This is a genomic window from Curtobacterium sp. VKM Ac-2861 (genome assembly GCF_013204965.1).
In the GTDB taxonomy this organism is placed as follows: domain Bacteria; phylum Actinomycetota; class Actinomycetes; order Actinomycetales; family Microbacteriaceae; genus Curtobacterium.
On sequence record NZ_JABMLA010000002.1, the window covers coordinates 561389 to 576613 of the forward strand.

The following is a 15225-nucleotide window of genomic DNA, read 5'->3' on the forward strand; positions in this document are numbered from 1 at the left end:
AATGAGCGCAAGACCCAGGTGGAGTTGGGTGGGGTGATGAGCGAACCCATCGTCACGCCGCTCGGCTTCTCGCACATGCGCCTCACGGTCACGGACATCCGCCGCAGCAAGGCCTTCTACGAGCAGCTGTTCGGCATGTCGCCCGGCAGTGACTTCAGCGACCAGATCGACGACCCGACGATCCACGACGACCCGTGGCGGACCTACGGCGGGTGCTCGTTCACGTTCGGCGGGCAGACGCTCGGCCTGCGACCGGTCGCCCCCGCCGAGGACCGGTTCGATCCCGATCGAGTCGGCCTCGACCACGTGTCGTTCCGCGTCGGGTCCGTCGACGACCTGCACGCCGCCGTCGAGCGGCTGGACGCCGCCGGCATCGAGCACGGCGACGTCACCGACCTGCCGCCGTTCGGCCTGGTGATCCTGTCCGTGCAGGACCCCGACGACGTCAACCTGGAGTTCGCGGCACCTCGACCCTGAGTCGCGGTCCGCTGGTGTCCGCTTGCCGCGTCCGTCACCCGGACCTCCAGGTGCCACGGAAGCGGGGAGCGTTGCCTGATCGCGTCAGATCTCAGGAGGAGACAGCATGAGCAAGACCTGGTTCATCACCGGAGCGTCGAAGGGCTTCGGCCGCGAGTGGGCGGAAGCCGCCCTCGAACGTGGAGACTCCGTAGCCGGCACGGCCCGCGACACCGACGACGTGCAAGCACTCGTCGACCAGTACCCGGACACGTTCCTCGGACTGCAGCTCGACGTGACCGACCGTGCCGCGGACTTCGCGGCCGTGCAGCGTGCGGCGGAGCGCTTCGGCTCGCTCGACGTCGTCGTGAACAACGCCGGCTACGGCCACTTCGGCATGGTCGAGGAACTCACCGAGGACGAGGTCCGCGCCCAGCTCGAGACGAACCTGTTCGGAGCGCTTTGGGTGACCCAGGCCGCGCTGCCGATCATGCGGGAGCAGGGCTCCGGGCACGTCATCCAGGTGTCGAGCATCGGCGGGATCAGCGCGTTCCCGACGGTCGGCGCCTACCACGCATCGAAGTGGGCGCTCGAGGGGCTGTCGCAGTCCCTGTCGCAGGAGGTCGCCGGCTTCGGCATCCACGTGACGCTCATCGAGCCGGGCGGCTTCTCGACCGACTGGTCCGGACCGTCGTCGAAGAAGAGCGACGAGATCGCCGCCTACGCCGACGTCCGCGAGGCCGCGTCGAAGCGCCCGTCGGCCGCCGACCCCGGCAAGCCCGAGGCGACCCGCTCGGCGATCCTGAAGGTCGTCGACGCCGAGCAGCCGCCCCTGCGCGTCTTCTTCGGCAAGGCACCGCTCGGCATCGCCGAGAAGGACTACGAGTCCCGCCTGGCGACCTGGCGCGAGTGGCAGCCGGTGTCGGAGGAGGCACACGGCTCCTGAGCGACCTCAGCTGATGATGTTGACCGCACGCGAGATGACCAGGGCCAGCAGGATGAACCCGCCGAGTGCCTGGTAGGCCATGATCATCTTCGCGCGCACGGTCATCGGCATGGTGTCGGTCGGGCTGAACGCCACCATGTTCGTCATCGCGACGTAGAGGTAGTCGAGGTAGACCGGACGCCACGCGGCGGTCTTCGGGTCGGTCTCCTGGGGGAACTGGAAGTCGGCCTCGTCACTCGCCCACAGCTCGGGACGACGACGAGCCACCGGCCCGCCCCGGTCGAGCTCCCAGTACACGAGCCCGAAGGCGATGATCGTGCTCACCCACACCTGCAGGGCGGTGAGCAGCACGGCACCGCCGTCAGCCTGGCCACCGAGGAGCACCTCGATCGTCCGGACCACGGTCAGCTGGTTCGCGACGGTGAGCAGGATCGCCAACGAGAAGGACACCCACCGCGACCAGGTCGTCTCGCGGGTCAGGCGTCGCGGGTTGAAGACGACGAGCGGGATCAGCAGCAGGACGCCGAGCACCGGGACCACCCACGACGGGAAGAACAGCACCTCGCTCGGCAGGAACAGGCTGAGCCCGAGGTTCACCAGGACGGCGATCGCCACCGGCGCGCGGTGTTCGTGGCGGTGGCGGGTCCTGGTCGGGGTCACGGTGTGAGTGTCGCGCACCGGCCGGGCGCGGAGGTGACCCGTGGCGGCGCGTCGGTCCGTCGTGTCCACCGCTCGACGGACGCGGGGTCGCCCCAGAGGTGCACGACGGCGAACCGAGCGGCGGACGACACCGGATCGCCACCGGTCGAGGCTGGAGCCATGACCGAACGCATCCACCGCCCCGTCCGTCTCGTGGCAGCAGCCGTCCTCGCCGGGGGCCTGGCCCTCACCGCGACCGGCTGCTCCTTCATCCAGCAGCAGACCGGCGACGCCTGGGCGGTCACGTACCAGGTGCAGGTCGACGGGCCGGCCGGGTCGGATCTGACCGACGTCCGCGTCGAGGGTGCCGAGCAGCGCGGCGACGCCCCGGAGGTGCACCGACTCGGCATGCAGGAAACGGGCACCCAGAAGACGGGCACGCAGGAGGCGGGCACCTGGGAGCACGAGTCGATCGTCCTCGCCGAGCAGCGCGCCTCGGTCCGGGCGACCCCGGCGCGGGGCGCGACGGCGACCTGCCGGATCCTGCTCGACGGCAAGCGCGAGATCGCCACGGAGACCGCTGCCGCGGGTGAGCCCGTGACGTGCTCGGTCGACACCCCCGCGTTCGACTGAAGGGTTCCCACCGCGGTGCAGCACGACGTCGCCTGAGGGGGTGACATTGGCGGGCCGTCGGGGTATCGTTGCGGCATCACGACTGGCCGTCATTCCCGACAAGGGGAGGCGGCCAGTTTTCTTTACGATGACGGTGTGACGAGCACCTACGCGAAGCCGTTCCTGTCCGTCGAGGACCAGCTGGAGCTCATCGAGCGACGCGGTCTTCAGATCGGAGACAAGACGACCGCGCTCAACGCCCTGGCGTCGATCGGGTACTACCGACTCTCCGGCTACTGGTATCCCTTTCGCGTTCCTGCAAGCGCGGAGGGTGAGGCGCGCCCGTCCGACTTCGTTGCAGGCTCGAGTCTGGCCGACGTCATCGCGAGCTATCGGTTCGATGAAGCGCTGCGAGCCGCGGTTCTCCTCGCGCTGTCACGGGTCGAGGTCGCTCTCCGATTTCGGATCGGGCACCTCCTGGGACGAACGGGACCGTTCACCCATACCGATCCGTCAGCGTTGAGTTCAGATTGGACTCGATCGAGGAATCGCAGTTGCAGCGGGCCGAACTGTACGAGCGCCTGCGATCACATTGAAAGCGACCACCAGTCGTGGCTTCGGAAGCAGGCTCGCGCCGAGGAGCTTTCGAACGAGACTTTCATGCCGCACTTCGAGGCTACCTACGGGAGACCGTTGCCGGTTTGGGCGGCAACGGAGGTCATGTCCTTCGGCACGCTCAACAGGCTGTTCGGCGGTATGAGCCAGCGGCACCGACAACAGATCGCAATCGACTTCGACCTGTACCTCCCCGACGGCAACGGGGACGCAGCTGCCCTGAGCAACTGGCTCGAGCACCTGCGACAGGTCCGCAACACCGCGGCGCACCATGCCCGGTTGTGGAACCGGAACCTGACCGCTCCCCTCGCCGTGCCTGAGGGCGCTCCTGAGCTGGCTCACCTCCGAGAGCAGGCAGACGAGATCAGCGGGACGACGCCGGTCTCGCGTCCGTCGAGCCGTGTCTACGGCACACTCGTCGTCCTCGCGTACTTCCTCGTGCGCATCGACGGCTCGAACGAGACACGCGATGGGCTCCGTGACCTGATCGAGTCGTTCGCCGGTGACAGCGCCGAGAAGTTGCGTGGAATGGGATTCCCGGAGGGGTGGGAAGCCGAACGAGTGTGGCAGCCCGACTACGCGAGAGACCGCGTCCTCCTCGAGCGGGCAGAAGCTCTGCGAGGGATCGACTTGCTGTACCCAGTCGATGCGGCAGCTCGGCTCTGGCACAAGGAGTCTCAATCGAAGCAGCGGAGCCGGCTCGGCTACTACCGGAAGCAGGGTGCCGTACTCGCAGTGCCGGGCGCGCAGGCGCACCGGTACCCCGCATTCCAGTTCAACGACGAGACTGGTGACCTCTTCCCCGTCGTCATCAACGCCAACCGCCGCCTGTTGCAGGGTGGCGACGGGACAGAGCAGCAGCGGTGGGATGCCCTGCAGTGGTGGAACGTGCAGCAGGCTGTGCTCGGCTCCGACTCCCCACGCCGTGCGCTGGAAGCCGGGTCGTTGACGAACGCGCTGCTCGACTCGTTGCTGCCCCCGCTGCCGGAGACTGACCTCCTCGGCTGACAGATCAGCCCCTGACGGGCGTCGCGAGCACGAGCGGGTCGACCTCGGAGCCGAGCAACCGCCCGGCCGCCCGCAGTCCGGACAGCAGCGCGCCGTGCACGGTCGCCGGGTCGTCGCCCCACGTGGCCTCGCCGGCCAGCTGCACCCGGCCGGACGGCGCCCCGAGCAGGTCGTGGTCGTCCGGTGATGCCCCGACGTGCAGGTACGAGTACGAGCCGCGTGCGAACGGGTCGTCGGCCCACCGGGTGATCCGGAACGCCTCGGGTTCGGGGACCGACGGGCCGAACATCCGCCGCAGGCCGCCGATGCCCTCTTCCACGATCATCGCGTCCGGCAGGGTCTCGAGGCGCCGGGCCCCGGTCCCACCGACCAGGGCGGCCAGCACGGGCACTCCGGTCACGCGGGACATGTCGTACCAGGAGTGCCAGTCGACACCGGCCGACCCCTGCTGGCGGATCACCCACGACTCGCCCCAGAACCGCTCCGGGAACCGCAGGAACACCTTGTCGTAGACGCCCATCCCGAGCCGGCGCATCGCACCGGTGACCGTCTCGGCGAGCGGCGGGTCGAACGTCACGTCGCCGGCCTGCAGCACCCCGAGCGGGACGGTCACGACGACGTCGTTCGCCGTCACCGACGAACCGTCCGCGAGTCCGACCACGACACCCGTCGCGGACTGCGTCACCGACCGCACGACCGCGGACAGCCGGACGTCGAGCCCCTCGGCCAGGGCGGTTGCGTACTGCGCGTAGCCGCCGGGGAACACCACCTCGTCGCCGGGGACGTGTTCCTCTTCGAGGCCGCGGGCGTCGAGGACGGTCACGGGTGCGCCGCAGAGGTCCTCGGAGCGGTGCGCCATGTACTCGCGGACCCGCGCGGCCCGGTCGCCCTGCCACTGCAGGGACCGCAGCACGGTGTCGACGGCGGCCGCGTACGTCGAGGGCGGTGGAGCGTGTGCGACGACGGTGTCCAGGGCGGCGTCGACGGTGTGCAGGTCCGCGACGAACGCCGAGGCCGAGGCCTCGGACAGCGGTGCGCCGGAGGGGCCGTGCCACGCGATCGGCCGGCCGTCGAACTGGAAGCTCCCGACGGTGAACTCGACGGTCTCGATGCCGAAGCGGGGAGCCAGGGCCCAGAGCGGGTTGCCGTCGACACCGTGGATCCACGAGGCGCCGAGGTCGACGGGCACGCCGAGCGCGGTGTCGGTCCAGGTGCGGCCGCCGATCCGGTCGCGGGCCTCGAGCACGACCACCCGCTGGCCGTCGAGTGCGAGCGCCCGGGCAGCGGCGAGCCCGGCGACCCCGGCCCCCACCACGGCGACGTCGGCATCGAGTGCAGCCATCAGTGGCCTCCGGTCAGGGGTGCCATCAGCCGCGCCGCCAGGCTCGGCCGTCCGGTCAGGGCTTCTTCGCGGTCGGCCAGGTCGGTCGCCACGAGTCCGGCGTTCGCCCCGAGGAACCGGAGCGGCTCGGGCTCCCAGTCGGGCGAGCGGTGGTTCACCCACGGCAGCGCGGTGAGCGGCGACGCGACCCCGCGCACGAGGTCGGCGAGCGTCCGCCCGGCCAGGTTCGTCGTGGAGAGTCCGTCACCGACGTAGCCGCTGGCGGTGCCGACGTGCCCGTCCCAGGTGACGGACGCGCACCAGTCGCGCGGCACCCCGAGCGGGCCGCCCCACGTGTGGGTGATCGGGGCGTCGGTGACGGCTGGGAACAACTCCACCAGGGACTTCCGCAGGTGCTCGAAGACGCGTGGCACCCGGTCGTAGCCGGGGGTGATCGCGGACCCCCAGTGGTAGCGGGCTCCGCGTCCGCCGAACGCCAGTCGGTCGTCCGCCGTGCGCTGCCCGTACACGAGCAGGTGCCGGTAGTCGGAGAACGTCTGCCCGTGCTCCAGGCCGATGCGGTCCCACACCGCCGCGGGCAGCGGAGCGGTCGCGATCATGAGCGAGTAGAGCGGCAGGATCCGCCGCTTCGTCTGTTCGAGCTGTGCGCCGTACCCCTCGACCGCGATGACGACCGCGCCGGCCGTGACGGTCCCACGCGACGTGACCACACGCCCGTGGTCCCACGACGAGGCGGGCGTGTGCTCCGCGATCCGGACGCCCCGGGCCTCCAGGGCGGCCGCCAGGCCACGCACCAGTGCGGCGGGCTGCACGCGCGCACAGTCCGGGGTCCACGCGACCCCCGCCGATCCGGCGGCGTCGCCGGGCCGGGCCGCGCGCCAGGTCATGGCGTCGCCCCACTCGGCCGACGAGGCGACCTCGTCGTGCGCCGCGCGTTCCTGCACGGCGGACCGTGCGTAGAGGACGGTGCCGCCCTTCACGTAGTCGCAGTCGACCCCGGCTTCGGCCGCTGCGCGGCCGACCTCGTCAACGGTGTCGCGCATCGCTGCGCGCAGTGCGAGGGCGGCGTCGCGGCCGTGCTCGCGCGCGACGGACTCAGCGGATCGCGGGAACAGCGCCGAGCACCAGCCCCCGTTGCGACCGGAGGCGCCGAACCCGGCGATCTCGCGTTCCAGGACGACGATCTGGAGGCCCGGGTCGGCCTGGTGCAGGTACCAGGCGGTCCAGAGACCCGTCAGTCCACCGCCGACGATCGCGACGTCCGCGGTCGTGTCGCCGTCGAGCGGCGGCCGGGGCGCCAGGTCGTCGCGTCCGGTGGACGCGAGCTGGTCGAGCCAGAACGAGACGCCCCGGTAGCCGCTCACGATCAGATCTTCGACGAGGCCTCGGACAGGACGCTCCGCAGGATCGAGGTGATCTCGCGGAACTCCGGCTGCCCGATGGTCAGCGGCGGGGCGAGCTGCACGACCGGGTCGCCACGGTCGTCGGCCCGGCAGTACAGGCCGGCGTCGAACAGCGCCTTCGACAGGAACCCGCGCAGCAGCCGCTCGGACTCGTCGTCGTCGAAGGTCGTCTTGGTGGCCTTGTCCTTGACGAGCTCGATGCCGTAGAAGTAGCCGTCACCGCGGACGTCCCCGACGATCGGCAGGTCCTTCAGGGTGTCGAGCTCGGCCTTGAACAGCGGGGCGTTCTGCCGCACGTTCGCGAGCAGGCCCTCTTCCTCGAAGATGTCGAGGTTCTCCATCGCGACGGCGGCCGACACCGGGTGCCCGCCGAACGTGTACCCGTGGTAGAAGGTCGTGTCGCCCTTGGAGAACGGCTCGAAGAGCTTGTCGCTGATGATGGTCGCGCCGATGGGGGAGTAGCCCGAGGTCATCGCCTTCGCGCACGTGATCATGTCCGGCACGAAGTCGTAGGTGTCGCAGGCGAACATGGTGCCGATCCGGCCGAAGGCGCAGATCACCTCGTCGGAGACGAGCAGGACGTCGTACTCGTCGCAGATCTCGCGCACCCGCTGGAAGTACCCGGGCGGCGGGGTGAAGCAGCCGCCGGAGTTCTGCACCGGTTCGAGGAACACCGCCGCGACGGTGTCGGGGCCCTCGAACTCGATCATCTCGCGGATGCGCTCGGCCGCCCAGAAGCCGAACTGCTCCTCGGTGCCGCCCGGGAAGCCCATCTCCTCGGCGCGGTAGTAGTTCGTGTTCGGCACCCGGAAGCCACCGGGCGTCAGGGGCTCGAACATCTGCTTCATCGCCGGGATGCCGGTGATCGCCAGGGCACCCTGCGGGGTGCCGTGGTAGGCCACCGCGCGCGAGATGACCTTGTGCTTCATGGGCTTGCCCTGGAGCTTCCAGTAGTACTTCGCGAGCTTGAAGGCGGTCTCCACCGCTTCGCCGCCACCGGTCGAGTAGAAGACCTTGTTGAGGTCACCGGGTGCGTGCTCGGCCAGGCGGTCGGCGAGCTCGATGGCCGCCGGGTGCGCGTAGGACCAGATCGGGAAGAAGCTCAGCGTCTCCGCCTGCTTCGCGGCCATCTCGGCCAGGCGCTTCCGACCGTGGCCGGCGGCGACGACGAACAGGCCGGAGAGCCCGTCGATGTAGCCCTTGCCGTGGCTGTCGTAGACGTGGTGGCCCTCGCCGCGCACCATGATCGGCACGTCGGCACCGGCCTGGTTCGCACCGTGCCGGGCGAAGTGCATCCACAGGTGGTCCCGGGACTTCCGCTGCAGGTCGGCGTCGTCGACCGGGGCGAACGGGTCGTAGGACCCGAGGCGGGTGGACCGGCCGGTGGCCTGGCCGCTGGTCGTTTCGGAGATGGTCATCGCGTTCCCCAGTCGTAGAGCTGTTTGCGGAGTTGCAGGTAGACGAAGGTCTCGGTGCCGGCGACGCCCGGGATGGCCCGGATCGTGCCGTTGAGCAGTTCGATCAGGTCGTCGTCGTCCTCGCAGACGACCTCGACCATCAGGTCGAAGCTGCCGGCGGTCATGACGAGGTAGTCGACCGCCGGCAGCTGTTCGAGGGCATCGGCGACGGTTCGGGTGTCGCCGCTGACCCGGATGCCGATCATCGCCTGCCGGTGGAAGCCGAGCTGCATCGGGTCGGTGACCGCGACGATCTGCATGACGCCGGTCTCGGTGAGCTTCTGGACTCGTTGCCGGACCGCCGCCTCGCTGAGACCGACGGCCTTGCCGATCTCGCCGTACGGACGGCGGCCGTCCGCCTGGAGTTGTTCGATGATCCGCTTCGAGGTGTCGTCGATCGGTCCCGGACGTCGTGGTGCTGCCGCCATGCCGGACAGCATGGCAGCGAGGCCCGGGTCGCGCAAGGGATTCCGTTGTGAACACCGTGTTTCGCGACGATTTCCGTTGTTACGGTTCTCCACAACCTCCGAATCCGTCTTCCGCGCCGCCGGAATCCGTGTCAGGATCACCGCCATGCTGGACACGACGGAAACGGTGACCACGACGCACGAGGTGCGCAACTTCGTCGGTGGGTCGTTCGTCGAGTCGGGCGCGGACACCCGGTTCGACCTGGTCGACCCCACCACCGAGCAGGTCTACGGCACGTCCCCCGTGTCCACGGCTGCCGACGTCGACGCCGCGTTCACGAGCGCGAGCACCGCCTTCGCGACCTGGCGCCGCACGACCCCCGGCGAACGACAGCTCGCGCTGTTCCGGATCGCGGACGCCATGGAGCAGCGGGCATCGGAGTTCGCCGACCTCGAGTCCCTCGACACCGGCAAGCCACGGGCCACCCTGGTCGAGGACGAGATCCTGCTGTCCGTCGACCAGATCCGCTTCTTCGCCGGAGCCGCCCGCAACCTCGAGGGCCGCAGCGCCGGCGAGTACATGGCCGACCACACCTCGTTCGTCCGGCGCGAGCCCATCGGCGTCGTCGCCCAGGTCACCCCGTGGAACTACCCGCTCAACATGGCGGTGTGGAAGTTCGCCCCGGCGCTCGCCGCGGGGAACACCACCGTGCTCAAGCCGAGCGACACCACCCCGCTCTCCACCCTGCTGCTCGCCGAGGTCGCCGCCGAGTTCCTGCCGCCCGGCGTGCTCAACGTCGTCGTCGGCGACCGCACCACCGGCGCCGCGATGATCGACCACCCCACCCCGCAGCTCGTGTCCATCACCGGGTCCGTCCGCGCCGGCATAGAGGTCGCCCGCGCCGCCGCTGGCGACCTGAAGCGCACCCACCTCGAGCTCGGCGGCAAGGCCCCGGTGATCGTGTTCGACGACGCCGACATCCCGTCCGCCGTCGCCGGCATCGTCGCCGCGGGGTTCTTCAACGCCGGGCAGGACTGCACCGCCGCCACCCGGGTGCTCGTGCAGGACGGCATCCACGACGAGTTCGTGGCGGCGCTCGCCGAGGAAGCACGTGCGACCGCGACCACCGGCGCCGACACGGCCACCCCGTACTTCGGCCCGGTGAACAACGCGAACCAGCTCGCCCAGGTCCGGTCCTTCGTCGACACCCTCCCCGACCACGCCACGATCGAGCTCGGCGGCGGGCGGCAGGGCGACGTCGGCTACTTCCACCAGGCCACGATCGTGTCCGGCCTCCGCCAGACCGACCGCATCGTGCAGCAGGAGGTCTTCGGCCCCGTGCAGACCGTGCAGCGCTTCACGACCGAGGACGACGCACTGCGCGCCGCGAACGACGTCGAGTACGGGCTCGCGAGCTCGGTGTGGACGACCGACCACTCGCGGGCGATGCGCTTCGCCCGTGACCTGGACTTCGGGTGCGTGTGGATCAACACCCACATCCCGATCGTCGCCGAGATGCCGCACGGCGGCTTCAAGCACTCCGGCTACGGCAAGGACCTGTCCCAGTACGGGTTCGACGACTACACCCGCATCAAGCACGTCATGTCCTACATCGGCTGACCCCGATCCTTCCGAAGCAGCAGGAGGCACCATGGCAATGACCGGCACGTTCGCCGAATCCGGAGCTGATCTCCGACTCGAGCAGATCACCAAGTCGTTCCCCGGCCACACCGCGGTCGACGCGCTGGACCTGACGGTGCCGGCCGGCTCGTTCTTCGCCCTGCTCGGCCCCTCGGGCTGCGGCAAGACCACGACGTTGCGGCTCGTCGCCGGGCTCGAGGAGCCCACGAGCGGCACCATCACGATCGGCGGCGAGGACGTCACCGACACGAAGCCCTACCAGCGGCCCGTCAACACGGTGTTCCAGAACTACGCGCTGTTCCCGCACATGAGCGTGCTCGACAACGTCGCGTTCGGCCTGAAGCGGCGACGGATCCCGGACCCGATGACGAAGGCGCGCGAGGCCCTGCACCTGGTCGAGCTCGACGCCTCGGCCGACAAGCGCCCCGCTTCCCTGTCCGGCGGCATGCAGCAACGCGTCGCCCTGGCCCGCGCGATCGTCAACCGGCCGGCCCTGCTCCTGCTCGACGAGCCCCTCGGCGCGCTGGACCTGAAGCTCCGGCACCAGATGCAGCTCGAACTCAAGACGATCCAGGCCGAGGTCGGGCTCACCTTCCTGCACGTCACCCACGACCAGGAAGAAGCGATGACGATGGCCGACACGGTCGCCGTCATGAACGGCGGCCGGATCGAGCAGATGGGCAGCCCCCAGGACCTGTACGAGCTGCCCCGCACCGCGTTCGTCGCGAACTTCCTCGGCCAGTCGAACCTGCTCGAGGGCGAGGTCCGCGGCACCGACGGCCCGCTGCTCGTGGTCGCGACCCCGGCGGGCACCATCGCCGTCCCGGCCGACCGCGCCGTCCGGACCTCGGGCAGCGTCGTCGTGGGGGTCCGCCCCGAGAAGCTCAAGATCCGCACCTCGGAGCCCACCCCCGAAACCGGCCGCAACATCCTCGGCCCCGGCCGGGTGGTCGACGTCTCGTTCTCCGGCGTCAGCACGCAGTACCTGGTGGACGTCCCCGGAGCCGGACGCGTCTCCGTCTTCGCGCAGAACTCGAAGGGCGGACCGCGGATCGCCACCGGCACCGAGGTCTGGCTCACGTGGGGCGTCGACCACGGTTTCGGCCTGGAGGCGCACCCCGCGTCCGACGCGGCCGTCACCACCCACGCCGCCACGGGCCTCCATTCCGCACCCGCCACGGCAGGATCGCTCGCGTGACCGGCGGGGGATCCGGCCCGGACCTGCTGCGCGGACTGACGTCCGCACGCGTCAGCCGACGCGGCCTGCTCGCCGGCGGAGGAGCCGCCGCGCTCGCGGCGCTGCTCACCGGGTGCAGCATCAAGGGCTCAGCCGCCTCCGGCGCCGAGAACGCCGTCGACTGGACCGCGTTCTGGAAGGACGCCAAGGCGACGAAGCAGCTGAACTTCGCGAACTGGCCGCTCTACATCGACTCCGACCACGGCAAGTCCGAGTCGCTCGCGCTGTTCCAGAAGGCCACCGGCATCAGCGTCGACTACCAGGCAGTGATCCAGGACAACGCGACGTTCTACGCGACCGTCTCGCCGATCCTGCGGGCGCAGGGTGCCACCGGCTACGACCTGGTCGTGATGACCAACGGGTTCGAGCTGACCCAGATGATCAAGAACGGCTTCGTGTGCGAGCTCGACCACTCGCGGCTGCCGAACTTCGCGGCGAACGCGGGTGACTCGGTGAAGGACCCGACGTACGACCCCGGCAACAAGCACTCCGTCGTCTGGCAGACCGGCTTCACCGGGATCGCCTACAACCCGAAGTACATCGACCGCGAGATCACGTCGTTCCAGGACCTGCTCGACCCGGCGTTCGCGGGCCGCGTCGGGCTGATGAGCGACAACACCGAGCTCGGTTCCCTCGGACTGCTCGCGAACGGCATCGCCCCGGAGACGTCGACCCCGGCGGACTGGCGGAAAGCGCAGGCGTGGTTGCGGAAACTGCGCCCGAGCGTGACCGGCTTCTACGACCAGAGCTACATCAACAAGCTCGAGAACGGCGACACCTGGATCACCCAGGCCTGGTCCGGCGACGTCTTCCAGGCGCAGCAGTCCGGGTTCGAGGACCTGAAGTTCGTCACGCCGGAGGAGGGCCAGATGATGTGGCACGACAACCTCATGATCCCCCGGCAGGCAGCGAACCCGGTGGCCGCCCTCGAGTGGATGGACTTCTACTACACGCCGAAGATCGCGGGCATCGTCGAGGACTGGGTCAACTACGTCTGCCCGGTCCCCAGCGCCGAGGCCTACGTCCGTGACGAGCTCGACGACGCGACGGTGGCGGACAGCCCGCTGGTGTTCCCGGACTCCGACGTGCTGGACCGGTCGCACGAGTTCCGGGTGTTCGAGAACTACGACGAGTACTCGGAGTGGAACGGCATCTTCAACGCGGTGGTGCAGTCGTGACCGCCGTCGGGGTCGCCGGCCCGGGGGCCGCACCGACACCGGGTGCTGGTCCGGCGCCGGTCCGTCGGGGACGCCGTCGCAGCACGCCCTTCCTGCTCGCGCTGGTCGGGACCGCGTACCTCTGCGTGTTCTTCGTCATCCCGCTCGTGTCGGGGCTCATCGTCTCGCTCATGTCGGGCAACCCGGACGACGGGTACACCTTCACGTGGAACTGGGGGATCTACGGCTCCCTGTTCATCGACCCGCAGGTGCCCTACCTGACGTTCCTGCTCCGGTCCCTCTGGTACGGCGCCGCCGCCACGGTCGTGACCATCATCGTCGGCTACCCGGTGGCGTACTTCATCGCGTTCCGGGTCTCGCCGCGGTGGAAGAACCCACTGCTCATGCTCGTGTTCGTGAGCTTCCTGGTGTCGTTCATCATCCGCACCGACATGTGGGCGTTCGTGCTCGCGTCGCAGGGTCCGGTCGTCACCTTCCTGCAGGCGATCGGCCTGGCCGGCAAGGACTTCCACATCCTCGGCACCGGCGGTGCGGTGATCTTCGGCGACGCCTACAACGACCTGGCGTTCATGGTGCTGCCGATCTACGCCGCACTCGAACGCATCGACCCGCGACTCGGCGAGGCCGCCAACGACCTGTACGCCGGCAAGTTCCGGGCGTTCTGGCACACCACGCTGCCACTGTCCCGCTCGGGCATCTTCGCCGGCGTCCTGCTCGTGTTCATCGACAGCGTCGGCGACCCGGTGAACTCGGCGCTGCTCGGCGGCACGAACACCTACACGATCGGCCAGGCGATCCAGGACGCCTACTCCGGCAACCAGCAGTACAACGTCGCCGCGGCACTGTCGACCGTGCTCATGGTCGTGCTCGGCATCATCCTGTTCATCTACGCCCGCGTCTCCGGCACCGACGACCTCGAGGACCTCGTATGACCGCCGTCGCACCGTCTCGTCCGTCCACCGCGACCACCTCGTCGCCCGTCGTCCACCGCCACGGCGTGAACCGTCGCGGGCCCTGGCTCGCGATCGTCTACTGGGTCACCATCGCGATCACGCTCGTCCCGATCGTCTACATGATCGTGTACTCGTTCAACGACGCCCCGACGAACCGGCTGTCGTTCGCGTGGAACGGTTTCACGACGTACTGGTACGCGAACCTGGTCAACGTGTCCGGGCTCGGAGCCGCGTTCGTCACCTCGGTCGTCGTCGCGTTCCTGGCCGCGATCATCTCGGTCGCGATCGGGCTGCCGCTGGCCCTGGCACTCGAGCGGTACCGGTTCCCCGGCCGCGGCGCCGTGAACGCCGTCGTGTTCGCGGACATCGCGGCGCCCTCGATCGTGGTCGGCTCGGCGTCGCTGTCGTTCTTCTTGTCGGTGGGCCTCGGCACCGGGTTCCTGACCGTGCTCATCACCCACGTGGCGTTCGACGTCGCGTACGTCGTGGTGGTGCTCCGCGCTCGGATCTCCGGCACGTCGCGGGTGCTCGAAGAGGCCGCGAGCGACCTCGGTGCGACGCCGTTCCAAGCCTTCCGGCTCGTGACGCTGCCGTTGCTCGCGCCGGGCATGCTCGCGGCCGGGCTGCTCGCGCTCGCGATGTCGATCGACGACTACGTCATCACCTCGTTCGTCGCCGGGCCCGCGGTCACGTTCCCCTTGTTCGTCTACGGCGCCGCGAAGGCCGGGATGCCGCCGCAGGTGCTGTGCTTCGGGACGCTCGTGTTCGCGGTGGGGCTGCTCGTGGCGCTGCTGAACGGTGCGCTGAACCGGCGCCTGGCCCGCACGCGCGGGTAGGCGCCGGCCCGCACGGCCCGCACGGCCCGCACGGTGCGCGGTGCGTCGGCTGGTGCGAGGTTCCGTACTCCGTGCGAGCCCGCGCGCCTCGCACCGAGCACGGAACCTCGCACGGGGTGACGACGTGCGCACGGTGCGGACGGGAGGCGCCTGGCGGGCTGGCGTGGTGCCTCCCGTCCGGCGGGTGGTGTGCGTCCACAGCACGGTGCGGCTTCCGCGGACTGGTGCGGGGTTGACCGCTTGGTGCGCGCTTGTAACCGGGCACGGTGCGTGGAACCTCGCACGGAGTGAAGAGGTGCGGACGGGAGGCGCGAGGCGGGCTGGCGCCGTGCCTCCCGTCCGGCGGGTGGTGTGCGTCCACAGCACGGTGCGGCTTTCGCGGGCTGGTGCGAGGTTGACCACTTGGTGCGTGCTTGTAGCGGCGCACGGAGTGTGCAACCTCGCACGAGGCGACGAGGTGCGCACGGTGCGGACGCGTCAGAACGCCCCGCACC

14 protein-coding genes are annotated in these 15225 nt (G+C 69.8%); 9 read left to right on the forward strand and 5 right to left on the reverse strand.

Annotated features, from left to right (window positions below; genetic code table 11):
- Positions 1-36 precede the first annotated feature (36 nt).
- Positions 37-477, forward strand: a complete 441-nt coding sequence (locus tag HQQ88_RS07590) for a VOC family protein (protein WP_173169072.1) — start codon at positions 37-39, stop codon at positions 475-477.
- A 106-nt stretch (positions 478-583) separates the two neighbouring features.
- Positions 584-1402 carry an SDR family oxidoreductase gene (locus tag HQQ88_RS07595; protein WP_173169073.1) on the forward strand — a complete coding sequence of 273 codons (819 nt, stop codon included), beginning with the start codon at positions 584-586 and terminating at the stop codon, positions 1400-1402.
- A gap of 6 nt (positions 1403-1408) precedes the next feature.
- Here the strand turns inward: HQQ88_RS07595 and HQQ88_RS07600 are convergent, their stop codons facing one another.
- Positions 1409-2062: a DUF1345 domain-containing protein gene (locus HQQ88_RS07600; RefSeq protein ID WP_173169074.1), complete on the reverse strand. Its 654-nt coding sequence runs from the start codon at positions 2060-2062 to the stop codon at positions 1409-1411.
- A 159-nt stretch (positions 2063-2221) separates the two neighbouring features.
- Between HQQ88_RS07600 and HQQ88_RS07605 the strand changes: the two genes are divergently transcribed.
- Together HQQ88_RS07605 and HQQ88_RS07610 are read left to right on the forward strand one after the other, a co-directional pair.
- Positions 2222-2674, forward strand: a complete 453-nt coding sequence (locus HQQ88_RS07605) for a hypothetical protein (RefSeq protein ID WP_173169075.1) — start codon at positions 2222-2224, stop codon at positions 2672-2674.
- Positions 2675-2809: 135 nt separating this feature from the next.
- Positions 2810-4276 carry an Abi family protein gene (locus tag HQQ88_RS07610; RefSeq protein ID WP_173169076.1) on the forward strand — a complete coding sequence of 489 codons (1467 nt, stop codon included), beginning with the start codon at positions 2810-2812 and terminating at the stop codon, positions 4274-4276.
- Between the two features lie 4 nt (positions 4277-4280).
- Here HQQ88_RS07610 and HQQ88_RS07615 read toward each other — a convergent pair whose 3' ends face one another.
- Genes HQQ88_RS07615 through HQQ88_RS07630 form a run of 4 tightly spaced genes read right to left on the reverse strand, consistent with a single transcriptional unit; the run spans position 4281 to position 8906 of the window.
- Positions 4281-5618 (reverse strand): NAD(P)/FAD-dependent oxidoreductase, encoded by a 1338-nt coding sequence (locus HQQ88_RS07615; RefSeq protein ID WP_173169077.1) that lies wholly within the window; start codon positions 5616-5618, stop codon positions 4281-4283.
- On the reverse strand, positions 5618-6982 hold the full coding sequence (locus HQQ88_RS07620) for an FAD-binding oxidoreductase (RefSeq protein ID WP_173169078.1): 1365 nt from the start codon (positions 6980-6982) through the stop codon (positions 5618-5620). Before HQQ88_RS07620 ends, HQQ88_RS07615 begins: the two co-directional genes overlap by 1 nt.
- Positions 6983-6984: 2 nt before the next feature.
- A complete protein-coding gene (locus tag HQQ88_RS07625) occupies positions 6985-8439 on the reverse strand; it encodes an aspartate aminotransferase family protein (protein WP_173169079.1) in 1455 nt (484 codons plus the stop codon).
- Positions 8436-8906: an Lrp/AsnC family transcriptional regulator gene (locus tag HQQ88_RS07630; RefSeq protein WP_027466949.1), complete on the reverse strand. Its 471-nt coding sequence runs from the start codon at positions 8904-8906 to the stop codon at positions 8436-8438. The genes HQQ88_RS07625 and HQQ88_RS07630 overlap by 4 nt, the downstream gene beginning before the upstream one ends.
- 145 nt (positions 8907-9051) lie before the next feature.
- On the opposite strand from HQQ88_RS07630, the gene HQQ88_RS07635 reads away from it, so the two are divergent.
- Genes HQQ88_RS07635 through HQQ88_RS07655 form a run of 5 tightly spaced genes read left to right on the forward strand, consistent with a single transcriptional unit; the run spans position 9052 to position 14731 of the window.
- Entirely contained in the window at positions 9052-10506 is a 1455-nt protein-coding gene (locus tag HQQ88_RS07635) for a gamma-aminobutyraldehyde dehydrogenase (protein WP_173169080.1), read from the forward strand.
- 31 nt (positions 10507-10537) lie between these two features.
- Positions 10538-11725, forward strand: coding sequence for an ABC transporter ATP-binding protein (locus HQQ88_RS07640; RefSeq protein ID WP_173169081.1), 1188 nt, complete (start codon positions 10538-10540; stop codon positions 11723-11725).
- Entirely contained in the window at positions 11722-12942 is a 1221-nt protein-coding gene (locus tag HQQ88_RS07645) for a spermidine/putrescine ABC transporter substrate-binding protein (RefSeq protein ID WP_216834276.1), read from the forward strand. Before HQQ88_RS07640 ends, HQQ88_RS07645 begins: the two co-directional genes overlap by 4 nt.
- Positions 12939-13874 (forward strand): ABC transporter permease, encoded by a 936-nt coding sequence (locus HQQ88_RS07650; RefSeq protein WP_123339295.1) that lies wholly within the window; start codon positions 12939-12941, stop codon positions 13872-13874. Before HQQ88_RS07645 ends, HQQ88_RS07650 begins: the two co-directional genes overlap by 4 nt.
- Positions 13871-14731 (forward strand): ABC transporter permease, encoded by an 861-nt coding sequence (locus tag HQQ88_RS07655; RefSeq protein ID WP_123292901.1) that lies wholly within the window; start codon positions 13871-13873, stop codon positions 14729-14731. The genes HQQ88_RS07650 and HQQ88_RS07655 overlap by 4 nt, the downstream gene beginning before the upstream one ends.
- The last annotated feature ends 494 nt before the right edge of the window (positions 14732-15225 follow it).